Annotated in this window: 13 protein-coding genes; 7 read left to right on the forward strand and 6 right to left on the reverse strand. The window is 66.1% G+C overall.

Annotation, left to right across the window (positions count from 1 at the left end; genetic code table 11):
• Positions 1-8: 8 nt before the first annotated feature.
• Complete coding sequence (locus tag HWQ56_RS16715) at positions 9-872, reverse strand: amidohydrolase family protein (RefSeq protein WP_176571213.1); 864 nt, start codon at positions 870-872, stop codon at positions 9-11.
• Between the two features lie 107 nt (positions 873-979).
• Positions 980-1,870: a LysR family transcriptional regulator gene (locus tag HWQ56_RS16720; RefSeq protein ID WP_176571214.1), complete on the reverse strand. Its 891-nt coding sequence runs from the start codon at positions 1,868-1,870 to the stop codon at positions 980-982.
• Between the two features lie 306 nt (positions 1,871-2,176).
• Between HWQ56_RS16720 and HWQ56_RS16725 the strand changes: the two genes are divergently transcribed.
• The gene (locus HWQ56_RS16725; RefSeq protein ID WP_158155036.1) at positions 2,177-2,719 is read left to right on the forward strand and encodes a cysteine hydrolase family protein; all 543 of its coding nucleotides are present in this window, start codon (positions 2,177-2,179) and stop codon (positions 2,717-2,719) included.
• 6 nt (positions 2,720-2,725) lie between these two features.
• On the opposite strand, the gene HWQ56_RS16730 is transcribed toward HWQ56_RS16725, so the two are convergent.
• The 3 genes from HWQ56_RS16730 to HWQ56_RS16740 form a co-directional block, all read right to left on the reverse strand.
• A complete protein-coding gene (locus HWQ56_RS16730) occupies positions 2,726-3,505 on the reverse strand; it encodes a MetQ/NlpA family ABC transporter substrate-binding protein (protein ID WP_158155034.1) in 780 nt (259 codons plus the stop codon).
• Positions 3,502-4,680 (reverse strand): N-methyl-L-tryptophan oxidase, encoded by a 1,179-nt coding sequence (gene solA / locus HWQ56_RS16735; RefSeq protein WP_176571215.1) that lies wholly within the window; start codon positions 4,678-4,680, stop codon positions 3,502-3,504. The genes HWQ56_RS16730 and solA overlap by 4 nt, the downstream gene beginning before the upstream one ends.
• 130 nt (positions 4,681-4,810) lie before the next feature.
• Positions 4,811-5,605, reverse strand: coding sequence for an exodeoxyribonuclease III (locus HWQ56_RS16740; RefSeq protein ID WP_176571216.1), 795 nt, complete (start codon positions 5,603-5,605; stop codon positions 4,811-4,813).
• A gap of 195 nt (positions 5,606-5,800) precedes the next feature.
• On the opposite strand from HWQ56_RS16740, the gene ligD reads away from it, so the two are divergent.
• Entirely contained in the window at positions 5,801-8,323 is a 2,523-nt protein-coding gene (gene ligD / locus HWQ56_RS16745; RefSeq protein ID WP_176571217.1) for a DNA ligase D, read from the forward strand.
• Positions 8,320-9,246 (forward strand): DUF72 domain-containing protein, encoded by a 927-nt coding sequence (locus HWQ56_RS16750; protein ID WP_245217891.1) that lies wholly within the window; start codon positions 8,320-8,322, stop codon positions 9,244-9,246. The genes ligD and HWQ56_RS16750 overlap by 4 nt, the downstream gene beginning before the upstream one ends.
• Before the next feature lie 27 nt (positions 9,247-9,273).
• Here HWQ56_RS16750 and ku read toward each other — a convergent pair whose 3' ends face one another.
• The gene (gene ku / locus HWQ56_RS16755) at positions 9,274-10,128 is read right to left on the reverse strand and encodes a non-homologous end joining protein Ku (protein ID WP_158156594.1); all 855 of its coding nucleotides are present in this window, start codon (positions 10,126-10,128) and stop codon (positions 9,274-9,276) included.
• 295 nt (positions 10,129-10,423) lie between these two features.
• Here ku and HWQ56_RS16760 point away from each other — a divergent pair, with 295 nt between their 5' ends.
• From HWQ56_RS16760 to HWQ56_RS16775, 4 genes are all read left to right on the forward strand, one after another.
• On the forward strand, positions 10,424-11,938 hold the full coding sequence (locus HWQ56_RS16760) for an NCS1 family nucleobase:cation symporter-1 (RefSeq protein WP_176571219.1): 1,515 nt from the start codon (positions 10,424-10,426) through the stop codon (positions 11,936-11,938).
• Between the two features lie 23 nt (positions 11,939-11,961).
• Complete coding sequence (locus HWQ56_RS16765) at positions 11,962-12,681, forward strand: aspartate/glutamate racemase family protein (protein ID WP_158156598.1); 720 nt, start codon at positions 11,962-11,964, stop codon at positions 12,679-12,681.
• A 173-nt stretch (positions 12,682-12,854) separates the two neighbouring features.
• The gene (locus HWQ56_RS16770; RefSeq protein ID WP_176571220.1) at positions 12,855-13,610 is read left to right on the forward strand and encodes a YdcF family protein; all 756 of its coding nucleotides are present in this window, start codon (positions 12,855-12,857) and stop codon (positions 13,608-13,610) included.
• A gap of 278 nt (positions 13,611-13,888) precedes the next feature.
• Positions 13,889-26,929, forward strand: coding sequence for a BapA/Bap/LapF family large adhesin (locus HWQ56_RS16775; protein WP_176571221.1), 13,041 nt, complete (start codon positions 13,889-13,891; stop codon positions 26,927-26,929).
• The last annotated feature ends 40 nt before the right edge of the window (positions 26,930-26,969 follow it).

Here is a 26,969-nt window from a genome sequence, read left to right on the forward strand (position 1 = left end):
GGCGTGGATCAACGACCGTAGAGCGTGAGCGGATTGTCGACCAACAGCTTGTGACGCTGCGCAGGGTCCGGGCAGAACATGGCCATCAGGTCTACGAGCGCGCCATCGTTGGGCATGTCCTGGCTGATATTCGGATGGGGCCAGTCGGTACCCCACAGCACGCGATCAGGGGCGGCCTGGATCAGCTGTTCGGCAAAAGGCACGGCGTCCTCAAACGGTCGGCGCCCGGCGGAAACCCGTTCAGCACCGCACACCTTGACCCAGGCCAGCGGGTTTTCCATCAGTTCCAGCAAGGCCCGAAACGCGGGCTGCCCGAGGCCATCCCGGGCCTTGACGCGGCCCATGTGGTCGATGATGAAAGGCACCGGCATACGCTGCAACCGCTGGGCATAGGTGGAGATATCCTGGGCATCGAGGTGCAGTACCACATGCCACCCCAGGCCGGCCAGGCGGTCGACCGTCTGATCGAACACTGCCAGGTCGGGGGCACCGCCCAAGTGCGCCACGAAGTTGAACCGCACGCCGCGAACGCCACCGGCATCCAGTGCCTCCAACTGCGCATCCGATTCGCTGCCATCGACGATGGCCACGCCCCGGTACCGCCCTTCGCTGCGGGCAATGGCGTCCAGCATGGCGCGGTTGTCACTGCCATGGCAGCTGGCCTGGACAATAACCCCGCGGGTCAATCCGAGGTAGTCGTGCAGTGAGCGCAATTGCTCGTAGGGTGCATCGGGCGGCGTATAACTGCGGTCGGGGGCATAGGGAAAATCGACGCCGGGGCCAAACACATGGCAGTGGGCGTCCCAGGCCCCGCGGGGCAGAACGCATGTCGGCCGAACAGGATGTGCATCAGGAGCAAGGCAGCTGTTCATCTCGGATCCTTAGGTCATTATTTGCGGAAGCGAGGCTGAATGGTGGCGTTGTTGGCCAGGTGCAACAACCGGATGGCTTTTCTAGCTGCTATGCGCGTTTTGCATAGTCAGCATTCTGGCGTGCAGATTTCGCGCACCATCGCCATCGCCTGTTCGGCCAGGCGCGACAGCGGCCGTTGCTGCGCCGTGGCAATGAACAGGTGCGTCTGGATCATGGGCTCGATAATCGGCGCCGCCTTGAAGCCTTCCAGTGAATCGAGACGCCGCGCCAGCGCGGATTGGAACAACACCCCATAGCCCATCCCCCGGTGAATCAGCTCAAGCAATGCGGGGATACTGTCGATCTCCAGGCCGATGTCCAGGGCCAGTGACTGGCGGCTGGCCTCGGCTTCGATCAGGCGGCGAATGGAATGCGGTTCACTCGGGGTAATCAGCGGGTAATCCGGCAGCGCGTTCATGGGTACTTCGCCAGGCAGGTGCGAATCGGCGCTTGCGATCAACATCAACGGCTCGGCATGCACGTGTTCGTACTGGAGCTGCGAGCTCTGGCTGGGGTTGAACAGCAAGGCAAAATCCAGCCGTCCCAGCAGCAGCCATTCGCGCATCGAGTGGCTCAGCCCCTCCTTGATCCCCAGGATGCAATGGGGAAACCGCTCGCGGAAGGCCGATACCAGGTTCACGGTATGGCGACGGGAGATATTGGGTGGCAGGCCGATCACTACCTTGCCGGAGAGGCTGCCACGCTGATCGCGCAATTCTTCGCGGGCCACCTGTACCTGTCGCAATATGCCTTTGCCATGGTCGAAGAACCGCTGCCCGGCATCGGTCAACGACACATTGCGGCCGTTGCGCAGCAACAAGTGCTCAGCCAGCTCAACTTCCAGCTGCCGCACCTGTCGGCTCACCGCGGACTGTGACAGGTTCAGCACTGCGGCTGCACGGGTGAAGCTGCCGAACTCCGCCACTCGAACAAAACACTCCAACTGCTTCAGGTCCATGCGTGGCTTCCGGATAAAACGCTCACTCTACCTTGTCAGCGTCGCCCAGGGGGCCCGGCGCCGATGACAGGGTCGAGTGCGATGTTTCATGAACAGGTTGTTGACGCCCCACCTGTACGTGATGCACTCTGGATCCATGAACCGTTTCCCGCGCACCACCTCGACCCCAATCACCACGACCGCCACCGGCGGGCCGTGCGGCGAGGCGTGAGCAGTACCTGACACGCGACACCCAAGGCCCCGCCAGCAATGGTCGGGGCCTTTTTCGTGCCCGGACCGGGACTGGTTTTTTCAAGGAGAAGTACCATGGCTGCATTGAAGCTCAACCAACCCGCCCTGCTGATCATCGACGTGCAGGTCGGCCTGATCCACGGCCCACAGAAGCCGCTCGGTGGCGAACGCCTGCTGGCCAACATCAACCAGTTGATCGCCCAGGCCCGCGACGCCGGTGCGCCGGTTCTGGCCGTGCGCCACACCGGCCCGGCCGGCTCGCCCATCGCCCAGGGCAGCGCGTTCTGGCAGGTCGCCCCGGAGCTTGGCCTGAATGAAAGCAACGCGCGGCTGTTCGACAAGCGGGCGGCCAGCGCCTTCCAGGGCACCGACCTTGAGCAGTGGCTCAAGGCCGATAACATCCAGGACCTGGTGATCGTCGGCCTCAAGACTCAGTATTGCGTCGACACGGCCTGCCGCGTCGCCGCGCAACTGGGCTTCAAACCGGTGCTGGTGGCCGATGCCCATAGCTGCATGGACACCGACCTGCTGGCCGCCGAAGTCATCATCGCCCATCACAATCAAACGTTGAACGGGCCGATCGCGCGCGTGGTGGACACCGCGCAGGTGCAGTTCTGACGTTGCTCAGAAAGCCGGAACCACGTCGCCGTGGTAGCGTTCCAGGATGAACTGTTTGACTTGCGGTGAGTTCAGCAAGGCGCCCAGCTTCTGGACCGCCGGGTCGTTGGCCTTGTCGCGGCGCACGTACAGGTAGTTGGCGTACGGCGACTGCGAACCTTCGATGAACAGGGCGTCCTGGTGCGGCACCAGCTTGGCTTCCAGCGCATAGTTGGCATTGATCAGCGCCAGATCCACCTGGTTCAGTACACGCGGCAGCATGGCCGCCTCAAGCTCCTTGAACTTCAGGTGCTTGGGGTTGGCGACGATGTCCTGCTGGGTGGCCATGATGTTGTTCGGGTCCTTGAGGGTGATCAGGCCCTGCTTGGCGATCAGCAGTAGCGCGCGGCCCGAGTTGGCCGGGTCGTTGGGGATGGCTACGGTGGCGCCGTCCTTGAGTTCGGCGATGCTCTTGATCTTCTTCGAATACGCACCGAAGGGTTCAATGTGGACGGCCACGATCGGCACCTGGTCGCTGCTGGGGCGGTCTTTCTTGTACGCGTCGTAGTACGGTTTGCTCTGGAAGTAGTTGGCGTCCAGCTGGCCTTCGTCCACCTGGCGGTCCGGCTGCACGTAGTCGGAAAACACCTTGACGTCCAGGGTCACGCCCTCCTTCGCCAGTTCAGGCTTGAGGAACTCCAGGATCTCGGCGTGTGGCACCGGCACCACGGCGATTTTCAAGGTTTCGGCATGGGCCGTGCCCAGGGCGGCGACCAGCAGTGCAGCAGACAGAACGATGCGTTTCACGATGCATTACCTTTGAAGCGTTGCAGGGAAAAGGACGACAGGTCCAGGTCAGTGGTACCCCGCGTGCACCATTGGGCGAAGGCTTCGCCCAGGGCAGCCGAGTGTTTGAAGCCGTGGCCGGAGCAGGCACTGACCACCAGGGTGTGCTGCAGGGCCGGGTGCCGGTCAATGATGAAATGCCGGTCGGGCGTCACGGTGTAGGCGCACACGGCAGACTTCACCACCCGCGGGGTGACACCGGCGATACGGCCTTGAACCTGCTGCTCGTACATCTCGCGCTCTTCGGCCGCCGACACCGTGCGGGCCAGGGTGTCGGGGTGGCCGGCGACCTTGTACTGGGCGGTGGCGATTTTCAGGCTTCCCTCGCCCGGCAGGGCCGGAAAGCCGTAATTGATGCAATCGTCGCCACGCCCGTGGGTGAAGATGAAGGTCGGCGAGGCGCCTTCCAGGCCAGCGTTGTGCGCCAGTTCGAACCAGAACAGCTTCTGCCGGTAGACACTCAGCAGGCCATCGAACGGCTCGCCCAGCAGGCCGCCGGCCCAGTTGCCCGCACTGATCACCAGCTTGCCGGCACGAAGGGTGCGCTGGTCGGTGGTGACGGTCACGCCTTGGGCATCTGATGCAATGGCGGTGACCGTCTCACCTTTGAACAAGGTGGCGCCGTGCTGCTCGGCCAGTTGCAGTTGCACGGCGATGCAACGCTCGGGCCGCACAAACCCGCCTTCAGGCTCGAAATAGCCGATGGCGTTGTCACGCACCTGGGCAAATTGCGGGAAGCGCTGGCGGATCTGTACAGCGTCCAATACCTCGTGCTCGATCCCGTAGGTACGGGCCAGGCCGATGGTGCGCAGTGTGAAGTCGCTGGCGTCGGCGGGGTCGAAATCGGCGCTGGAGGTGAGCACCAGCAGGCCGGACTGCTCGAACAGCGCCTCGCCCGACAGGTCCTCCAGCTCACGCCAGATCGCCTGGGAACGGCGGACGATAGGCACATACTGCGCGCCTTCGCCCACGGACAAGCGCGTGATGCGGGTGTCGCCGTGGCTTGAACCCAGGTTGTGCGGAGGATGGTGACGGTCGATGCCGGCTACGTTGACCCCGGCCTTGGCCAGTTGATAGACGGTTGCCGCGCCCATGGCGCCCAAGCCGAGCACCAGAACGTCATAGTGTTTTTCCATGCCCAGGTGCCTTGCAAAAAGCGCCTAGTTCAGGGGGAAACACGGCAAGAATCAACGATCAAAAAAGCATAAGCTTATGCCTCTAACGCAGCCTGGCTGCGCCCCCTGACAGGGACCAGTCATGAGGCGGCTACCTGCGCTTGCGCGTGCCCAACTCTATCCATACCGGCGCGTGATCACTGGCGTGCTCCTCGTTGCGCACCCAGGCGTCCACCCCAGCATTTTTCAGGTACGGCGCCAGCGCCGGGTTGAGCAACAGGTGGTCGATGCGCAACCCACAGTTGCGGGGCCAGTGCTGGCGGAAGTAGTCCCAGAAGGTAAACACCTGTTCATCGGGGTACAGGTGACGCACGGCGTCAGTCCAGCCCTGGGCCAGCAAGCGCTGGTACGCGTCGCGGCTCTCGGGCTGCAACAAGGCGTCCTTGAGCCAGGACTTGGGGTTATAGATGTCGAAATCGGTGGGCACCACATTGTAATCGCCCGCCAGCACCACCGGGTGGTCGCTGGCCTGCAGGGCCTGCGCATGCTGGATCAGGCGCTCGAACCAGGCCAGCTTATAGTCGAACTTCGGCCCTGGCTGCGGGTTACCGTTGGGCAGGTACAGGCAGCCTACCAGCACCCCATGCACCGCGGCTTCCAGGTAGCGGCTTTGCGTGTCGCTGTCGTCGCCCGGCAAACCGCGGCGCGACTCCAGCGGCTGTGCATCCCGCGCCAGAATGGCGACGCCGTTCCAGGAGGGTTGGCCGTGGTGCAGGGTGCCGTAGCCGATGGCTTCGAAGTCGGCCGCGGGAAATTGCCCGTCGGCGGCCTTGAGCTCCTGCAGGCAGGCAATGTCCGGGCGCTCGCGCTCTAGCCACTGCAACAGGTTGGGCAACCGGGCGCGCAGGCCGTTGATGTTGAAGGTGGCGATTTTCAAGGCTTTCATGCGGGCTCCTCGGGGCGCGTTCCAGGCCGTGACCGTTTGAACCTGAGCGGCGCCACTCGTTCACCCCGCGGGAACTCTACGGCCCCCGCGCCCCTCCACTTTCCAGGTCTCTATGAAATGTATTCCAGCGCAGCATGCGCCGAGTTGGGATGCATTGCGTACAAAGCCTGGAACCCTGCGCGCCGGAGAATCCCCATGGCCCGTTCCCTGAAGGAATACCACAGCAAGCGCAACTTCGACGCCACCCCCGAACCCAGCGGCAAGGGCGGCCAGCGGGGCAAAGCCCATGCGCTGCAGTACTGTATCCAGAAACACGATGCCAGCCACCTGCACTACGACTTTCGCCTGGAACTGGATGGCACGCTGAAGAGCTGGGCCATCCCCAAGGGCCCGTCGCTGGACCCCAAGGTGCGGCGCCTGGCGGTGCACGTGGAAGACCACCCACTCGATTACGCCAATTTCGAGGGCCATATTCCCGAGGGCCACTACGGCGGCGGTGATGTCATCGTCTGGGACCGTGGCGTGTGGATCCCCGAAGGCAACCCCCAGCAAAGCTATGAAAAAGGCAAGCTGCGCTTCCGCCTGCAGGGGGAAAAGCTGTCCGGTATCTGGAACCTGTTTCGCACCCACCTTGCAGGCAAGAAGGAACAATGGCTGCTGATCAAGTCCGCCGACGGCGAAGCCCGCCCCGAGGCGGAGTTCGACATTGTCGCGGCACTGCCCGACAGCGTCCTCAGCGACCGTACCCTGGCGCCCAAGGCCCGGCAATCGACGAAGGCCGCCAAGGCCCCGGCCAAGCCCAAGGCGAAAACCAAACCCCAGTCCCTGAGTGGCGCGCGCAAGGCCACCCTGCCCGCTACCCTCACGCCGGAGCTGGCCACGCTGGTCGAGTCCGCCCCCAGCGGCGACTGGCGCTACGAGGTCAAGTTCGACGGCTACCGGGTGCTGGCGCGCATCGACGGCGACGAGGTGCGCCTGTTTACCCGCAACGGCAACGACTGGACGGCGAAAATGCCCAGCCAGGCCAATGCCCTCGCCGGGCTAGGGGTACAGTCAGCCTGGCTGGACGGCGAAATGGTGGTGGCCCGGGAAGATGGCGTCTCAGACTTCCAGGCGTTGCAAAATGCCTTCGATGACGGCCGCGACGAGGCCATCGTTTATTACCTGTTCGACGCCCTGTACCTCAATGGCCTGGACCTGCGCCAGTGTCCCCTGCAGGAGCGTCGCGCGGCCCTGGAGGCCCTGCTGGCGCCCAGCGAGGCAGCGCAACTGCGCTATTCGGCCGATTTCGACGAACCGGTCCAATCCCTGCTCGACAGCGCCTGCCGCATGGGCATGGAGGGCCTGATCGGCAAGCGCGCCGACAGCCTGTACAGCGGCAAACGCAGCAGTGACTGGGTCAAGCTCAAGTGCCAGCAACGCCAGGAATTCGTGATTGTCGGTTACACCGACCCCAAGGGCAGCCGCAGCGGTTTCGGCGCGCTGCTGCTGGCCTTGCACGACCGTGACAGCGGCGAGCTGCGCTTCGCCGGCAAGGTGGGCACCGGCTTCAACACCGCGACCCTGGCCAGCATTCTGCAGAAACTCGAGCCCCTGCAAGTGCCCAAACCTCAGTTCAGCCGCCCCCCCACCGGCGCCCAGGCCCGTGACGTGCACTGGCTCAAGCCCGTCCTGTTGGCGGAAGTCGCCTACGCCCAAATGACCCGCGACGGCGTGGTCCGCCACTCGGTCTTCCACGGCCTGCGCGATGACAAGCCGGCCAAGGCCATCGACCTGGAGCAACCCGTGAACACCAGCAAGGCAACCCCCCGTAAAGCCACCCCCGGCAAAGCCAAGACCAGCGCCAGCCGCGAAAGCCTGCGCCTGACCCACCCTGACCGCGTCATCGATGCCAGCTGCGGCGCCACCAAGCGTCAGGTCGCCGAGTACTACACCCAAGTGGCGGCCTGGATCGAGCCGCACCTCAAGCGGCGCCCGGTGGCGCTGGTGCGGGCCCCGGAGGGTCTGGCCGGTGAACTGTTTTTCCAGAAAAACGCCGCGCACCTGGACATCCCCGGGCTGGTCACCGACGAGGCCGCCGGGCAGACCGTGATGATCATCAACCGCCCCGACGCGTTGCTCGGCGCGGTGCAGATGAACACCCTGGAGCTGCACACCTGGAACGCCACAGACCAGAACTACGACAAACCCGACCGCTTTATCCTGGACCTGGACCCCGACCCCGCCCTGCCGTGGAAAAGCATGCTCGAAGCCACACAACTGACCTTGACCTTGCTCGACGAGCTGGGCCTGAACGCCTTCCTCAAGACCAGTGGCGGCAAGGGCATGCACATTGTCGTGCCGCTGACCCGGCGCGCGGGCTGGGACGAAGTGAAGGACTTCGCCCACGCCATCGTCAAGCACCTGGCAGGCTTGTTCCCCGACCGCCTGACCTCGGTGTCCGGGCCCAAGAACCGCGTGGGCAAGATCTTCATCGACTACCTGCGCAACACCAAGGGCGCTACCACGGCCTGTGCCTACACGCTTCGCGCTCGCGAGGGCCTGCCGGTATCGGTGCCCATTCGCCGCGACGAGCTGAGCGAGCTCAAGGGTGCCAACCAGTGGACCCTCTTCAACCTGCACGAACGCCTGGCGGACAGCGACGATCCCTGGGCCGACTACGGGGCGACCAAGCAGTCCATCACCGCCGCCCTGCGCGACCGCCTTGGGGGTGACTGATGGCCAAGGCGCGGGTGCACATAGGCATTTCTGGCTGGCGCTACACGCCCTGGCGCGGCGATTTCTACCCCGAAGGGCTGCGCCAGAAAGACGAGCTGCGTTTTGCCTCGCGAGCCGTCAACAGCATCGAGATCAACGGCACCTTCTATGCCCTGCAGCGGCCCCAGCGCTTCGCTGAATGGGCCAGCGAAACCCCCGAGGGGTTCGTGTTCAGCGTCAAGGGCCCGCGCTTCATTACCCATGTCAAACGCCTGCGCGACATCGAGGAGGCCATGGCCAACTTTTACGCCTCCGGCCCCCTGTCGCTGGGTGACCGCCTTGGCCCAACCCTGTGGCAATTCCCGCCGAACTTCACATTCGACGCCGGGCTGTTCGAGGACTTCCTGGCCGGCCTGCCGCGCACCGGGCAACAGGCGATCGCGCTGGCCAAAGGCTGTGCCGAGCGCCTGCAACACCCTGGCTACCTGGACGGCAACCCCAAGCAGGCGCTGCGCCACGCGGTGGAAATTCGCAATGACAGCTTTATCGACCCCGCCTTCGTGGCTTTGCTGCGCAAACACCACGTCGCCCTGGTGATTGCCGACGCCGCGCGCAAATGGCCCCACGTTCAGGATGTTACCGCCGACTTTCTGTACCTGCGTTTGCACGGGGACAAGAAGCTCTACAGCAGCGGCTATTCGGATGCAGCCCTCAAGCAATGGCAGAAACGCCTGCAGGCCTGGAAGCGCGGGGCCCAGCCCGGCGACGCCGACTTGATCGATGCCCACAGCGAACCCCCGAAAGCCAGCCAGCGGGACGTCTATTGCTACTTCGACAATGACATCAAGGTACGCGCGCCGTATGACGCGCGTCGATTGCTGACGCTGCTGAAGCTGGACAAGGGCCTGCAGACCACTCCCGGCGAACCTACCGACACCCTGTAACGCACGTGCAGCCAAAGGCAGCAGCGGTCAGGACGCTTTCTTGCGCGTCGTGCGTTTGGCTGGCGCTTCGGTTTTCTTCGCCGGCGCCGGTTTCTTGCCGGCCAGGCTGCGTTTGAGCAGGTCGGTCAGGTCAATGATGTCGGCGCCCTTCTGTTCGCCTTCCTCGTCCAGGGATGTCACCGTGGCGATCTTGCCTTTGCTGGCCTTTTCTTCCACCAGGTCCATGATGGTCTGCTTGAAGTCGTCCTGGTATTCCTCGGGCGTCCAGGTACCGCTCATGTCCTCCACCAGCCGCTTGGCCATCTGCAACTCGCGCTTGTCGATCTTGGCGTCGGTCACACTGCTGTCCAACTCCAGGCCCTCGAGGCCGCGTACCTGCGCGGGCCAGCGCAAGGTAATCATCACCAGCGCGTCTTCCAGCGGGCGCAGCAAGGCCAGGTGCTGCTGGGTATGCAGGACCACCCTGGCCAAGGCCACTTTGCCAGTGCTTTCCAGGGTCTGGCGCAACAGCGCGTACACCTTGCCACCGCGCTTGTCGGGGGCCAGGTAATACGGCGTGTCGAAGGCCTGCAGCGGAATCTCCTGAGCTTCGACGAAAGAAAAGATGTCGATGGTCTGGGTGGCTTCCGGCCGCGCCTTGCGGATCTCGTCCTCGCTGATCACCACGTAGCGACCTTTTTCGTATTCGACACCCTTGACGATGTTGTCCTTGTCGATGTCCTTGCCGGTCACCTTGTTGATGCGTTTGTAACCCACTGGATCCATGCTGCGCTTGTCCAGCCAGTCGAAATCGATGCGTTCGCTGGACACCGCGGTGGTCAAGGACACGGGAATGTGCACCAGGCCGAAGCTGATCGCGCCTTTCCAGATGGCTCGAGCCATGACTGATCTCCTGTGGGGCCCTGCGAATGAGGGCCTGTCATAGAGAAAGACTGCGGGGTGAAAGGAAGGTTTAACGCTGGACCGAGCGAAACGGGGGTGTCACCTCAGGTAACGGTATTGTATACAATATTCCTAACCAATTGATCAAACTGACACTGCGTTTTGGATCTAATAGGTAGTCAAAACAATAGCTAAGGCAGGACCTCAAAAAAAATAACACAAAGCTGGCACGATTATGGCTACTTGAAAACCACAAATTGTATACAGAAACAAATACAACCGTGGAGCCACACCGATGCAGCTCAACAGCCCCGCCGAGTCCTCCCATGCCGATTTAACCCACGCCGGGGCCCTGCCCTACCCAGCCCTCAGCCCGCGCCTGCATAACCGCGACCTGGCCCCTACACGCAGCGAAGGGCGGCGCTGGGGCGGGTACAGCATCTTTGCGCTATGGACCAACGATGTACACAACATCGCCAATTACTCCTTCGCGATGGGCCTGTACGCCCTGGGGTTGGGTGGCTGGCAGATCCTTATGTCGCTGTTGATCGGTGCCGGGCTGGTCTACGGTTTCATGAACCTGACGGGGTACATGGGGCAGAAAACCGGGGTGCCTTTTCCGGTCATCAGCCGCATCAGCTTTGGCATTTTTGGTGCACAGCTCCCTGCTTTGGTGCGTGCGGTGATCGCTATCGCCTGGTTCGGTATCCAGACGTACCTGGCCTCGGTGGTGCTGAAAGTGATGCTCAGCGCCCTGTTGCCAAGCCTTGGCGCCTGGGACCACAACCAGGTACTGGGGCTTTCCAGCCTGGGCTGGGCGTGTTTCGTCAGCATCTGGTTGGTGCAGTTGGCGATACTGGCCTACGGCATGGAAACCGTGCGCCGCTATGAAGGCTTCGCAGGGCCGGTGATCCTGCTGACCATGGCTTGCCTGGCCGCCTGGATGTACGTGCGCGTAGGGGGGCAACTGGCATGGTCGATCCACGAGCCCTTGCAGGGGACCAGCATGTGGCGGCACATTTTCGCCGGGGGTGCGTTGTGGCTGGCGATCTACGGCACCATGATCCTCAACTTCTGCGACTTCACCCGCTCGGCCCCTTCGCGCCGGTGCATCCGCCAAGGCAACTTCTGGGGCTTGCCGGTCAATATCCTCGCCTTCGCCGTGGTCACCGTGGTGCTGTGCGGAGCGCAGTTTTCCATCGACGGCCGAGTGATCGAGAACCCTACGCAGATCATCCAGTCCATTCCCGACACGTTGTTCCTGGTGCTCGGCTGCCTGGCCCTGCTGATCGTCACCGTGGCGGTGAACATCATGGCCAACTTCGTGGCCCCGGCGTTCGTGCTCAGCAACCTGGCGCCGCGGCTGTTGACCTTCCGCCGCGCCGGGATGATCAGCGCCACGGTGGCGGTGCTGATCCTGCCGTGGAACCTGTACAACAGCCCGCTGGTGATCGAGTACTTCCTGGCCGGCCTGGGCGCCTTGCTGGGCCCGCTGTACGGGATCATCACGGCTGACTACTGGCTGCTGCGGCGCGGCAAGGTCAACGTTCCGCAGCTGTACACCGAGGCCCCCGACGCCGCCTACCACTACCGCCGCGGCGTCAACCCGCGTGCCGTGGCCGCCGTGCTGCCCGCGGCGGTCATCGCCATCGTGCTGGCCCTGGTACCGGCCTTCGCGACCGTGTCGGCGTTTTCCTGGTTGTTCGGTGCGGCCATTGCCGCGGCGGTGTACCTGCTGCTCAGCGACCGTCACCAGTCCTTCTTGGACGTCAGCGGCGAAGCCATCGCCGTCGCCGATACCCAGCATTGATTTCCCCCGCCCAGAGGTTTGCCATGCGTATCCTGGTTGTCAACGTCAACACCACCGCCGCCATCACCCATACCATCGCTGAACAGGCACGCAGCGTCGCCGCCCCCGGCACGGAGATCGTCGGCCTGACCCCGCGCTTCGGCGCGGAATCGGTGGAAGGCAATTTCGAAAGTTACATGGCCGCCATCGGTGTCATGGACGCGGTCATGGCCTATGACCAGCCCTTCGATGCGGTGATCCAGGCCGGTTACGGCGAGCACGGCCGCGAGGGCCTGCAGGAACTGCTCAATGTACCGGTGGTGGACATCACCGAAGCGGCTGCCAGCGTGGCCATGCTGCTGGGCCACGCCTATAGCGTGGTCACCACCCTGGACCGTACCGTACCGCTGATCGAGGACCGCCTGCGCCTGGCCGGGTTGTACCAGCGCTGCGCCTCGGTACGCGCCAGTGGCCTGGCGGTGCTGGAACTGGAGCAGGACCCTTCACGCGCCGTGGCCGCCATCGTCGCCCAGGCCGAGCAGGCCGTGCGCGACGACAAGGCCGAAGTCATCTGCCTGGGCTGCGGTGGCATGGCCGGGCTGGACGCGATGATTCGCGAAAGTACCGGCGTACCCGTGGTGGATGGCGTCACGGCGGCGGTGGCGCTGGCGGAGTCGCTGGTGCGCCTGGGCCTGAGCACCTCGAAGGTGCGCACCTATGCAACGCCGCGCAGCAAGCGGGTGGCCGGTTGGCCGCTGGGGTAAGCAGGCGTGGGTGTGCAACAGCGACCACCGGTTTCGCGGCCCTTCGAAGCGCCGCAGAACATCTGGCCGGGTACCATGAGGCAGCCCGGCAAGACCAGGGAACACTGCCCTCGCGGCCCACTGCGAAATCGAGGTAAAGTCGCCGTCCTCCCAGCACTTCACCCTCAGCCCCCATGACCCTATTGCTTTTCGTTATCCTGATCGCGCTGGCCACCCTGTGCGCCTTTCTGAAACGGCGCCGCGCCCAGCGTATCTTGCTGGTAGTGTCCGTTTCCTGGTTCCTCGCCGTGGGCTGCGGCGCGGTTCCCGCCTGGCTACTGAACAATCTGCAGAGCGACTATGGGGTAAAACCGGCGGTGAGCTGGGGTGAGCGCAACGTGATCGTGCTGTTGGGCGCTGGTACCGAGCAAACGCCTGCGGCCATCGAGCCCGGTGTCTTCGCCTTCCCGCGCCTGGTTGAGGCCACCGCCCTGTACCACCAATGCCACCAGGCCGGCGGCGATTGCACCGTGCTGGTCAGCGGCGGCGATGCACGCCACCAGGGCGCGGCGGAAGCCACTGTGTACCAGGCCACGCTGCTGGCCCTGGGTATTCCCCCGGCTGAGCTGCAGGTCGAAGACCAGAGCATGAACACCTGGCAGAACGCCGAATTCACCGCAGCCCTGCTGCACCACCCGCGCGCCAATCAGGTAGTGCTGGTTTCGTCGGCCATCCACCTGCGTCGCAGCGAGCTGTATTTCGCCCATTTCGGCGTGAGTGCCACACCGGTACGGGCCGACTACCTGCGGGCCATGCTGTCGCCCTTGCCGCTGTCCTACAATTTCATGGCCGCTGATGTTGCTTTGCACGAATACATCGGCATTGCCCGTTACCACCTTTATTCGGCGCTGGGCCTGAACCCGTCGCGCCCACAGCCGGGTGATGCGTAAGCGCAAGCACCCAGGGGCGTGTTCTTGTACAAATAAATTGCACCTTTCCAAGCGCGGCCTGTCACAGCCCAATCCCCCTCTGAAACCCTCGCACCGCCTGTCGCGTAATCGTTGCTAGCTAGCAAGCTAGCGCGCGCTTTCGTAGCCCTTTGCTATACCTACAGGATCCAATCTGTATAGGTTTTTTCGGAGCTGCCTGCCCGCATGCAGCAGAAGTGATGTTCGCCATGCGGTGCGAAGCGTGGCGGCTTAGAAGAAAGCGAAAGGAAGAGCCGATAATGGACAATATCGTCGTCGCCGACAAAGCAACTGCCCAAGTCACCGCCCAGCAATTTGGTGATGTCTCACTGCCAAACCCCGCCGTCGTACAGATTCCTGTTCCGCCTGATCAAGTCGCCTCGGTCACCCGTTCCGGTGACGATGCCGTGCTCAACCTTAAAAATGGCGAGCACGTGCGGGTCAGCAATTTCTTCAAGGCTAACGCCGAGGGCGTGCGCAGTGACATGGTGTTCCAGGACGAAAACGGAACCCTGTGGCAGGCGCAGTACAACGCCGAGGCCTTCCACGGCTTTACGTTCGCGCAAGTGTCTTCGCTGGATGACCTGCTGGCCGGGGTCGGCGTGGTGGGCAGTGCTACTCCGGAATGGGCCATTGCTGGCCTCGGCCTGCTCGGCGCTGGTGGCGCCACCGCGGCCGCAGTGGGCGGCGGCGGTGGCGGCGGTGGCAGCAGTGACAGCGGCACCGCTGTCGATACCACGGCCCCCGATGCCCCCAGCGGCCTGAGCCTGTCCGGGAATGGCCTGGTGCTCAGCGGCCTGGGTGAAATCGGTAGCACCGTCACCGTGCGCGACGCCGCGGGAAATGTCCTGGGCAGTGGCACGGTCGGCAGCGACGGCAGCTTCCAGGTCACCCTGAGCAACCCGCAAACCAACGGCCAGACCCTGGACGTCACCCTTACCGATGCCGCCGGCAACACTTCCGCGCCCGGCACCGTGACGGCCGCCGACACCAGTGCCCCCGATGCCCCCGGCAACCTGGCCGTGAACGCCGACGGCAGCCAACTGAGCGGTACTGCCGAAGCAGGCTCCACCATTACCGTGCGCGGTGCCGATGGCAGCGTGCTGGGTACTGCCGTGGCCGGTGCCGACGGCACCTTCACCCTGACCTTGAGCCAGCCTCAGACCAACGGCCAGACCCTGACCGTGAGCGCCACCGACACTGCCGGCAATACCTCGACCGCAGGCAGCGTGACGGTGGCAGACACCACCGCCCCTGATGCCCCCGGCAACCTGGCCGTCAATGCCGACGGCAGTCAACTGACCGGTACCGCCGAAGCAGGTTCCACCGTAACGGTGCGCGGCGCTGATGGCAGCGTGCTCGGTACCGCCGTGGCCGGCGCCGACGGCACCTTCAGCCTCACCCTGAGCCAGCCTCAGGCAAACGGCCAGACCCTGACGGTCAGCGCCACTGACGCTACCGGCAATACGTCCACCAACGCTACCTTGACCGTTGCCGACACTACCGCCCCCGACGCCCCCGGCAACCTGGCCGTCACTGCTGACGGCAGCCAACTGACCGGCACCGCCGAGGCCGGCTCCACCGTCACCGTGCGTGCCGCTGATGGCAGCGTGCTGGGTACCGCGGTGGTCGCCGCCGACGGCACCTTCACCCTTACCCTCAGCCCGGCCCAGACGGATGGCCAGTCGCTGAACGTCAGCGCCACGGACGCCGCAGGCAACACCTCCACGCCCGCCACGGCCGTGGCGCCCGACATTGGCACCCCCGACACCACTGCGCCCGATGCCCCTACCGATGTCGCGATCAGCGGCAGCGGCACCTTGGTCAGCGGCCATGGCGAGGTGGGCAGCACCGCCACCGTCATCGATGCCAACGGCACGGTGCTGGGCACGGCGGTCGTGGGCGCGGACGGTTCGTTCAGCCTTACCGTGAGCCCTGCCCAGGACAACGGCCAGACCTTGCAGGTCACCCTGACGGATGCCGCCGGCAACGTGTCGGCCAACGTCGCCCTCACGGCCCCCGATATTCAACCACCGGCGCAACCGGCCAACCTGGTGCTTTCGGCAGACGGCCTGACACTGACCGGCACCACCGAACCCGGCGCCCGGGTGCTGGTGCATGACGCCAACGGCCAGGTGATCGGCGCGGCGCGTGCCAACCTGGACGGCACCTTCACCTTGACGCTGGACACCGCCCAGATCAATGGCGAACACCTGGACGTCACCGCCACCGACGCCGCGGGTAACAGCAGTGCGCCGGTTGCCCTGCAGGCCGGTGACACCACCGCGCCCGACGCGGTCAGCAACGTGGTCATCAGCGCCGACGGCCTGGCCCTGTCCGGCCAGGGTGAGGCCGGCGCCACGGTCAGCATCACCAATGCCGCCGGCACCGTCATCGGTACCGGCACCGTCAGCGCCAACGGCACCTTCGAAGTCACCTTGGCCCCAGGCGTGACCCAGGGCGACCTGGTCCGCGTGGTGCAGGCCGACGCCCAGGGCAATGTGTCGCCCGCCGTGACCGTGCTCGCCCCGGATGCCGACGGCCCCGCCACGCCTTCGGACCTGGTGGTCAACGCCGATGGCAGCCAGGTGACTGGCACCGGCACCGCTGGCAACCTGGTGGAAGTGCGTGACGGCAGCGGTAATCTGCTGGGCTCGGCGGTGGTCGACACCAATGGCCAATTCACCGTGATCCTGACCCCCGCCCAGGCCAATGGCGAAGTCGTGGATGTCACGGCCATCGATGGCAACGGCGAGAGTTCGGTGACCGTCCCGATAACCGCCCCCGATATCACCGGGCCGACCGCCGCCACCGATCTGGTGGTCAACGCCAATGGCCTGCTGCTGACCGGGCGCGGCGAAGTGGGCGCCACCGTCAGTGTCACCGATGCCAACGGCAACGTGCTGGGCACCGCCGTGGTGGCGGCCAACGGCAGCTTCGCCGTTACCCTGGCCAACGCCCAGATAAACGGTGAAGCCCTGCAAGTCACCCTCACCGATGCCGCCGGCAACCCCTCACCGGCCACCGCTGTCACCGCCCCCGACCTGGATGGCCCGCTGCAACCGGACAGCCTGGCCCTGAACATCGCCGGTACCGTCCTGACGGGGCATGGCGAGGCCGGTGCGCAGATCACCGTCACCGACGCCAACGGTAACCCCCTGGGTACCGCCACCGTCGCCGCCGATGGCACCTTCAGCGTCACCCTCAGCAGTGCCCAGAACAACGGCCAGACCCTGTTGGTGGCCGCCACCGACGCGGCAGGCAATGGCGCAGGCCCGGTGACGTTCGTGGCGGCGGATACCCAGGCGCCGGCCGCGGCCACTGACCTGGTAGTGGACGGCACGGGCAGCGTGCTCACCGGCAGCGGCGAGGTCGGCGCCACGGTCACCGTGCGCGACTCCTCCGGCGCTGTATTGGGTACCGCGACCGTCGACGGCACTGGCCACTTCACGGTCAGCCTCAGCACGGCGCAGGATAATGCCCAGGTACTGCAAGTAGTGCAGGCGGACGCGGCGGGCAACCCTTCTACGCCCGCGCAGGTCACCGCACCGGACCTGGTGGCGCCTGGCGAACTGACCACCCTCAGTATTTCCGCCAACGGCACCCTGGTCAGTGGCCAGGGCGAGCCCGGCGCCACCGTCACCGTGCGCGACGCTGACGGCAACAGCCTCGGCTCGGCGGTGGTGGGCAGCAACGGCACCTTCGAGGTCACCCTGAGCCCGGCGCAAGTCAACGGCCAGGCACTGACGGCCGAACAGAGCGACGCTGCCGGCAATGCCAGCCCCACCACAGATTTGACTGCCCCCGATATCCAGGCGCCCGACGCCCCTGCCAACCTGGCGCTGAACGGCGCCGGGGACGCACTGAACGGCACCGGCGAGCCCGGCGCCACCGTGTACGTCTACAGTCGCGACGGTACCCTGCTGGGCAGCGACACGGTGGGCGCCAACGGCAGTTTCACCGTGGCGCTCAGCACTGCCCAGACCGATGGCGAGGTGCTGCGCGTCAACCAGACCGACATGGGCAACAACACTTCGGCCGATGCCAGCCTGACGGCCGCCGATTCCACGCCACCGGCACCGGTCGACGGCCTGGCCATCAGCGGCAACGGCGCTACCGTCACCGGTACCGGCGAAGCCGGCGATACCGTGTATGTGCGTGCGAGCGACGGCACCCTGCTGGGCAGCAGCGTGGTCGCTGACAATGGCACCTTCAGCGTCACCCTGACCCCGGCGCAGCTCAACGGTGAAGTGTTGAGCGTCACCCAGCTCGACACGGCGCAGAACCCCTCCACCGCCCTGAGCCTGACCGCGCCGGACCTGACCGCGCCCGCAGTGCCCACGGACCTGGCCGTCAGTACCGATGGCCTGAGTGTCACCGGCAACGCCGAAGCCAACAGCCACATCGAGGTGCGCGCGGCTGACGGAACCCTGCTCGGTGAAGTCGACGCCGATGGCAACGGCGCGTTCAACGTCACCCTCAACGCTGCGCAAACCAACGCCCAGGCGCTGCAAGTGACAGCGACCGACGCCAGCAACAACACCTCCCTGCCCGGTGACGTCAACGCACCGGACACCACCGCGCCCCAGGACGTCACCAACCTGGCGGTAAGCCCCGACGGCACCCAGGTGTCGGGCGTCGGCGAAGCGGGCAGCACCGTGACCGTGCGCGACGGCACCACCGTGCTGGGCACCGGTACGGTGGCCAGCGACGGTGTGTTCCTGATTACCCTGACCACCGCGGCGGCCACCGGCAGCACCCTCAGTGTGACCAGCACTGACGCGGCCAACAACAGCTCCACCCCCGTGGACGTGGCAGGCCCCGACGGCACTCAGCTCGCGGCGCCCAGCGACCTGGCTCTGAGCAGCGACGGCACCACCCTGACCGGCGCCGGCACGGCCGGCAGCACCATCACGGTGGTGGACAGCACAGGGACCAACCTGGGGACCACCACGGTCAACAGCCTGGGCCGCTTCACCCTGCGTTTTGCCACCGCGCAGCTCAACGCCCAGGTGCTGCACGTGACCGCCACGGACAGCGCCAACCACACCTCGGTGCCCAGCACCGTGGTCGCCGCTGACAGCACAGCCCCCGATGCCCCCACTGACGTGGCCGTCAACAGCACCGGTACTACCCTCACCGGCAAGGGCGAAGTGGGTGCCACCGTTACCGCACTGGACAGCGCCGGCACCGTGCTGGGCAGCGCCACGGTGGCCAGCAACGGTACCTTCGTCATCGCCCTGACGCCTGCCCAGGCCGACGCCCAGGCGCTCACCGTGACCCAGGCCGACGCCGCCGGCAACGTCTCGCAACCTGCCAGCACCGTGGCCCCGGACCTGACCGCGCCTGACGCCGCCACCGGTCTGGCCATCAACAATGTCGGCACCGTGGTCAACGGCCAGGGTGAAGCCGGCGCCACCGTGACCATCACCAACGCCGCAGGCACCGTAGTGGGCACCGGCACGGTCGACCAGAGCGGCAATTTCCAGGTCACTCTCAACCCCGCGCAGACCGATGGCGCCAACCTGCACGTCAGCCTCACCGACGCGGCGGGCAATGTCTCGGCCGACGCCACCGTAGCCACCCTCGATACCACGCCACCGGCCACAGTCGCCAACCTCACCATCAGCAACGACGGCGCCACCCTCAACGGCACCGGCGAAGCCGGCGCCACGGTGCGCGTCACCGACAGCAGCGGTGTGCTGCTGGGCACCGCCACCGTGGCGGCCAATGGTACGTTTTCGGTGGCCTTGGCCCCGGCGCCGAACAATGGCCAGACCCTGGACGTGTACCAGACCGATGCCGCGGGCAATGCTTCGCCGTCGGCAACCCTGACGGCGCCGGACATCACCCCACCCGCCGCGTTGACCCAGGTAGCCGTCAACGCCGATGGCATCACCGTGACCGGCCACGGCGAACCCAACGCCACCGTCAGCGTGCGCAGCGCCGATGGCACCCTGCTGGGCACCGGCCTGGTGGCCAGCAACGGCGCCTTCACCCTCACCCTCACCACGGCGCAGCTCAATGCACAAGTGCTGACCGTGACCCAGGAAGACCCACCCGGCAACGTTTCCACGGCCGTCACCGTGACCGCCCAGGACCTGACACCGCCCGACAGCCCCACCGACTTGGCCCTCAATGGCGCCGGGCTGCAACTGACCGGCCATGCCGAGGCTGGCAGTACCGTGACCGTCAGCGACGCCCAGGGCAACGTGCTGGGCACCGCTACCGCGGCGGCCAACGGCACCTTCCAACTGACCCTGGCCAGCGCCCAGACCAACGGCCAGGCACTGTCGGTGACCGCCACTGACGCCGCCGACAACGTCTCCACGGCGGCCAACTACACCGCCGCCGATACGACCGCGCCGTTGGCGGTGACCAGCCTTGCGGTAGCCGCCGACGGCGCCACCCTAGCGGGCCAGGGCGAAGTGGGTGCCACCGTCACGGTGCGCGATGCCAGCGGCACCCTGCTGGGCACCGGAACCGTGGCCAGCAATGGCAGTTTCAGCCTGAGCCTGGCGCCTGCCGCAGCCGCCGGCACCACCCTCAGCGTGGTGCAGACCGACGCAGCGGGCAATGCTTCCGGCACGGCCACCGTGACCGCGCCCGGCAACCTCGCCGAGCCTGCCCCCACCAACCTGGTGCTCAGCGCCGATGGCCTGACCCTGACCGGCAACGCCACCCTGGGCAGCAACGTCAGCGTGCACAACGCGGCCGGCACCCTGCTGGGTAGCGCCCAGGTAGCCAGCGACGGTACTTTCAGCATCACCTTGAGCACCGCCCAGCTCAACGGCGAGCAGCTGTCGGCCACGGCCACGTCCAGCGACGGCATCAACTCGCTGCCTACCGGCCTGGTCGCCGCTGACCTCACCGCACCTGCTGCCCTGACCGACCTGCACCTGGCGGCCAACGGCACCACCCTGACCGGGCACGGCGAAGCCGGAGCCACGGTCACGGTACTGGGCCAGGGCGGCATCGAGCTGGGTACCGCCGTGGTCGGCGCCAACGGCACCTTCAGCGTGACCCTGAGCACGGCACAAACCAACGGCCAGCTGCTGAACCTGAGCCAGGCCGACGCCGCGGGCAACGAGTCGCCCAGTGTCAACCTCACCGCGCCGGACCTGATCGCCCCCGATGCCCCCACAGCCCTGGTGGTCAGCAGCAACGGCCTGTTGCTCTCGGGTACCGGCGAGGCCGGCACCACGGTCAAGGTCATCAACGCCGCCGGTGACCTGCTGGGTACCGGCACGGTGAACGTGGACGGCAGCTTCCAGATCACCCTGGCCACCCCCCAGGCCAACGGCCAGCAACTGGCCGTGACCCTGACCGACGCCGCGGGCAATACCTCGGCCGCCACCGATTTGACCTCGGTGGACACCACCGCCCCCACAGCCCTCACGCAACTGGCCATCGCCAGTGACGGCGCCACCCTGACTGGCCATGGCGAGGCGGGCGCGACCGTCACCGTCACCGACGATGTCGGCACCGTGCTGGGCACCGCCACCGTGGGCACCACCGGCACCTTTACCCTGGTGCTGGCAACCCCCCTGACCAACGCCGAAGTGTTGACATTGGTACAGGCCGACGCGGCCGGCAACCTGTCGCCCACCGCCACCCTGACCACCCCGGACTTCACCGCGCCGGATCAACTGGCGGACGTGGCCATCAATGCCGCCGGCGCCCTGGTCACGGGCACCGGCGAGGCCGGCGCCATCGTCACCGTGAAGGATCCCGCAGGCCTTGTGCTGGGCACCGCCGTGGTGCTGAGCGACGGCACGTTCAGCGTCAGCTTGAGCACACCGCAAATCAACGGCCAGCTGCTCACCGTGCAGCAGGCCGACCCACCCGGCAACGTCAGCACCCCGGTGGTGGTGAACGCACCCGACCTGACACCGCCCGACCTGGCCACCCAGCTGCAATTCAACGCCGATGGCTCGGTGCTCAGCGGGGTCGGCGAAGCGGGCACCACCGTGCATATCCTGCTGGCCGACAATACCGAAATCGGCACGGGGACCGTCGACAGCACCGGGCATTTCCTGATCACCCTGGATACCGCCCAGGCCAACGGCCAGACCGTGTTCGTGACCTTGACCGATACGGCGGGCAACACCTCGGCCGCCGCCACCCAGGTCGCCCCGGACATCACCGCGCCGGATGCCGTTACCGGGCTGGCCCTGGACGCTACAGGGCTAGTGGTGAGTGGCGCCGGCGAGGCCGGCGCCACCGTCACGGTCACCAATGCCGCGGGCACCACGCTGGGCACTGGCACGGTCGACGCCAACGGCCAGTTCACCCTGACCCTGAACGCCGCGCAGCTCAATGGCGAGCAACTGTCGGTGGTGCAACAGGACGCCACGGGCAACCTCTCGGGCACCACCCCCCTGTTGGCCACCGACGTCACCGCCCCCGCCGCCCCGGCGGTCACAACCCTCACCACCGATGGTCTGACCCTGACCGGCACCGGTGAGGCCGGCGCGACGTTGGTGGTCACCAGCGCCAGCGGTGCCACCCTGGCCACCGTGACCGTCGCCGCCGATGGCACCTACACAACCCCATTGAGCAGCGCCCAGGTCAACGGCGAGCTGCTGACACTGGTGCAGACCGATGCCGCGGGCAACCACAGCCTGCCCCTGGTGTATCAGGCCGCCGACACCACCGCGCCGGACGACGTTACCGCCCTGGCGGTCAGCGCCACGGGCCTGGCCGTCACGGGCCTGGGCGAAGCCAATGCCACGGTCACGGTCACCAGCGCGGCGGGTGCGACGCTAGGCACTGCTACCGTGGGCGTCGACGGCCACTTCACCGTGGTGCTCAATGGCGCGCAACTGAACGGCGAAACCCTCACCGTCAGCCAGGCCGACCCGGCCGGTAACCTGTCGGGCAACCAGACCGTAACCGCCAGCGACATCACGGCCCCTGGCATCCCTACCGTGACGATTCTGTCCACCGATGGCCTGACCCTCACCGGCACCGCCGAGGCCAACAGCCAGGTGACCGTCACCAGCGCCGACGGCACCCTGCTGGGTACGGCCACCGCCACGGCGGGCGGGACCTACAGCGTTGGGCTCAACGCCGCGCAAATCAATGGCCAGGTGCTGTCGATCGTCGCTACCGACGCTTCGACCAACGCCTCGACGCCACTGACCTACACCGCAGCCGATACCCAGGCCCCGGATGCCGTCACCAACCTGAGCATCAGCGCCGACCACAGCCAACTGGCCGGGCGTGGTGAGGTCGGGGCCACGGTAGAGGTTACCGATGCTGTCGGCACCTCGGTCGGCACCGGCATTGTCGCCGCCAATGGCACCTTCGTGATTGACCTGACCCCAGGGATCGTCGCCAACGCTGTGCTCACCGTGGTGCAGACCGATACCAGCAATAACACCTCGTTGTCCGCCGACTTGACGGTACCGGTCAACCCGGCTCCCGATGCCCCGACCAACGTAGTACTGGAGGCCGACGGCGTCACCTTGGCGGGAGGCGCCGTCGCGAACAGCACCATTACCGTCTATAGCGCCACCGGCACGGTACTGGGCACCGGGACCACCGATGCCGACGGTGCATTCACAGTGACCCTGAGCAGCCCGCAGACCAACGGCCAGACGCTGTCGGTCACCGCCAGCACCGCGACCGGTGGCGCTTCGCTGCCCACGGAAGTGGTGGCCGCGGACACCACCGCGCCCGACCCATTGAGCGGCCTGGCCGTCACCGGTGCAGGGCTGCTGGTAACCGGCCACGGTGAAGCCGGCGCCACGGTGACGGTCACCTCGGCCACCGGTGCGGTGCTGGGCACGGGCCTTGTCAATGCCGCCGGTACTTTCACCGTCACCCTCAATGCCGCGCAGACCAACGGTCAACTACTGACCGCAGTGCAAACCGACACCCACGCCAACACCTCCACAGCAGTCACCGTGCAGGCCGCGGACACTACCGCGCCAGTAGCGCCCAGCCTGCTCGCCCTCGACACCGCTGGCCTGGTCCTGTCGGGCCTGGGCGAGACCGGCGCCACCGTGACCGTCACCAATGCCGCCGGCACGGTGCTGGGGACGGGTACCGTGGTAGGCGGCACCTTTGCCGTTACCTTGAGCGCCGCGCAATTGAACGGCCAGACCCTGACCGTCAGCCAGGCGGATACCGCCGGCAACGTCTCGGCCGGAACCGCGCTGGTGGCCAACGACACCACCGCGCCAGCACAACTGGCCAACCTGGCACTGACCGGCACCGGCCTGCAAGTCACCGGTACCGGTGAAGCGGGGGCCACGGTCACCGTGACCAGTGCCACCGGCACCGTGCTGGGCACCACCCAGGTGGGCTCGGCCGGTACCTTTACCGTTACCCTGGGTACCGCCCAGCTCAACGGTCAAGTGCTGACCCTGGTGCAGACCGACGCGGCTGGCAACACCTCACTGGCGTCGACCCTGACGGCCACGGACACCCAGGCCCCCGCGGCCCCCACCACGCTGGCGCTGGCCGTCGACGGCACAACCTTGACCGGTGCCGGTGAGGCCGGTGCCACGGTCACCGTCAGCAGCGCTGGCGTGACCCTGGGCACCGCCGTGGTCGGCACCGGTGGCACCTTCACGGTGACCCTGAGCAGCGCCCAACTCGACGGCCAGGTGCTGACCGTGCGCCAGGCCGACGCGGCCGGCAATGTCTCGGCCACGGCCAGCCTGACCGCACCGGATACCACGGCACCCGCCGCGCCTACCGGTGTTCTGGTGAACGCCAGCGGCACCGTGGTCACCGGTACCGGCGTGGCCGGCTCCACCGTCAAGGTGCTGCTGGGTACCACGGTGCTGGGCACCACCACCGTGGCTGCCAACGGCAGTTTTTCGGTGGCCCTCACAACCGCGCAGATCAACAGCCAGGTCCTGAGCGTCACCCAGGCCGACCCTAGTGGCAACGTTTCGGTCGCCGCCACTGCCACCGCCCCGGACCTGACACCGCCCGCCGCCGCAGGCACCTTGCTGGTCAGCGCCGACGGCCTGACCGTCAGCGGTACCGGCGAGGCCAACAGCACCGTCACCATCAAGGCCGCGTCCGGCCTGGTGCTGGGCACCGGCACCGTCGGCGGCACCGGAGTGTTCAGCGTCAACCTCAGTACCGCGCAGATCAACGGCGAAACCCTCAGCGTCAGCCTTACCGACAACAAGGGCAACGTCTCCACCGCGGTCACCGTCGTGGCGCCGGACATCGACGCCAACGCCCCCGTCACTGCCAGCAACGACTTGGCCGTGGCCACGGTCAACCTGACGCCGGTGACCACCACCGCCCACTACACCGATTCGTTCACCACCCTGCTGGCCGGGTTCTCCAAGGCGTACACCTTTACCGTGGGCAGCGGTACCTCCGTTACCTCCACTTTGACGCTGACGGCAGGCAGCCTGGTCTCGCTGTTGACGGGCGTCAGCTATACCCTGCAAGTCAAGGACGCGAGCGGCAACTGGGTCACCCTGGACGTCAATGGCAATCGCGGCATTCTCGACCTGCTGACCATCAACACCCAGGAGGTGCAGGTACAGATCAGCTCGTTGCTGGCCGGCGATTACCGCCTGGTGGTGTCCAGCAGTGGCATCGGCGTGCTGACCACGGTGACCACCGACCTGTCTCAGCAAACCAGCAGCCTGACGCAGTTCACCGGCTCGGCGGGCGTGGCCACAACCGGCAACGTGCTCACCGACACCGGCACCAACGGCCTGGCCGACCAACTGGGCCCGGACAGCGCCGCCGTGCTGCAGATCGCCAAGAACGGCACCTTCGTCACTGCCGCCAGTGGCGCCGGTACCACGGTGCAGGGGCTGTACGGCACGCTGGTGATCCACGCCGACGGCAGCTACACCTACACCGCCAACGGCGCCACCAGCAGCATCGGCCAGGTGGACACCTTCACCTACCAGCTGGTGCACGCCAACGGCTTGACCGCCACGGCCACGCTGTACGTGCGCATCGAAAGCCCGCAGTCCACCGAGACCTGGAGCAGCACCAACCTGGCGGCCGCCGCCACCGTGGTGGACGCCACCTACGACATCGCCAGCACCAGCATTACCCTGGCGGCCAAAGAGGTGACCAGCACCGCGACCCTGGGGACGCTCTCCGTGCCGCTACTGGGCGGCGCCAATGCCACCTACACCACCAGCGTGGCAGCCAACACGGTGAGCGACTTGACGGTCACCCTCAACGCCAGCAACTTGCTGAGCCTGGCCAGCAGCCTGACCCTGGGCCTGTACAAGCTCAACACCAGCACCGGCCAGTACGTGCTGGTGAAAAGCGTCAGCGGCGGTGCGCTGCTGAGCCTGGGGGGCAACAACTATGGCGTGACCTTCGACGACCAGACCGCCGGTACCTACCAGGTCAAAGTCACGGTCACCGGCATCGGGCTGGCCAGCAGCATCACCACCAGCATCACCAACGTGGCCACCTACACCAACCAGTACGTCGTGGGCAGCTACACGCCGGTCAGCGGCAACCTGCTCACCGACACCGCCGGCGGCGGTGCCGACCTGCTCGGCTCTACTTACACCGTGCTCAGCGTCCTGCTGGCCGGCACCTACGTGACGCCCGGCTACAACGGCACCACGATCGCCGGTACCTACGGTTCGTTGCTGGTGCACGCCGACGGCAGCTACACCTACACCCTCAATGCCGGACTGACAGACGCCGCGATCGGCCACACGGATGTGTTCACCTACGAGCTCACGCACCCCAACGGCACCACCGACATCTCGACCCTGACCATCGACCTGACCCAGGCGGGTGCCACCGCGACCACCTTCAGTGCCCTGGTCAGCGATGACAGCACCACGGCAACCACCACGGCGACGGCGGCGACCACCAGTACCGAAGTGCTGCAAGGCACCGACGGCAACGACACCCTGGACGCCATCCATGGCGGCGCGGTGACCATCATCGGTGGTGCCGGCAACGACACCATGATCGTCCATGACCAGAACTTCGCATCGGTGGACGGCGGCACCGGCACCGACACCCTGATGTGGGACGGCGGCGACGCCACCATCGACCTGGGCACCCTGGCCAGCCGCATCCACAACATCGAGGTCCTGGACCTCAACAGCACCAGTGCGGTGGCCTTGACCCTCAACCTGGCCGACATGCTGGCGGTGATCGAGAGCGGCGACACCAAGTTGATCATCAAGGGCAACAGCCAGGACAGCGTGCACATGACCGATACGTGGACCGCCAGCGGCACGGAGACCGCCGACGGCGTGAGTTACACCCAGTACACCCCCGAGCAAGACCCCAGCCACCATCTTTGGGTACAGAGTGGGGTGCATGTGGTCTGAATTGCACTAGGGTAATGAAGTAGGCATCAGCTCTGCAGGA

The organism is Pseudomonas eucalypticola (assembly GCF_013374995.1).
Taxonomy (GTDB): Bacteria; Pseudomonadota; Gammaproteobacteria; order Pseudomonadales; family Pseudomonadaceae; genus Aquipseudomonas; species Aquipseudomonas eucalypticola.

Coding starts and splice junctions, on each gene's coding strand:
- ku (WP_158156594.1), bottom strand. CDS start 10,128: ATGGCTCGAGCCATCTGGAAAGGCGCGATCAGCTTCGGCCTGGTGCAC.
- HWQ56_RS16740 (WP_176571216.1), bottom strand. CDS start 5,605: ATGAAAGCCTTGAAAATCGCCACCTTCAACATCAACGGCCTGCGCGCC.
- ligD (WP_176571217.1), top strand. CDS start 5,801: ATGGCCCGTTCCCTGAAGGAATACCACAGCAAGCGCAACTTCGACGCC.
- HWQ56_RS16765 (WP_158156598.1), top strand. CDS start 11,962: ATGCGTATCCTGGTTGTCAACGTCAACACCACCGCCGCCATCACCCAT.
- solA (WP_176571215.1), bottom strand. CDS start 4,680: ATGGAAAAACACTATGACGTTCTGGTGCTCGGCTTGGGCGCCATGGGC.
- HWQ56_RS16720 (WP_176571214.1), bottom strand. CDS start 1,870: ATGGACCTGAAGCAGTTGGAGTGTTTTGTTCGAGTGGCGGAGTTCGGC.
- HWQ56_RS16775 (WP_176571221.1), top strand. CDS start 13,889: ATGGACAATATCGTCGTCGCCGACAAAGCAACTGCCCAAGTCACCGCC.
- HWQ56_RS16725 (WP_158155036.1), top strand. CDS start 2,177: ATGGCTGCATTGAAGCTCAACCAACCCGCCCTGCTGATCATCGACGTG.
- HWQ56_RS16715 (WP_176571213.1), bottom strand. CDS start 872: ATGAACAGCTGCCTTGCTCCTGATGCACATCCTGTTCGGCCGACATGC.
- HWQ56_RS16770 (WP_176571220.1), top strand. CDS start 12,855: ATGACCCTATTGCTTTTCGTTATCCTGATCGCGCTGGCCACCCTGTGC.
- HWQ56_RS16760 (WP_176571219.1), top strand. CDS start 10,424: ATGCAGCTCAACAGCCCCGCCGAGTCCTCCCATGCCGATTTAACCCAC.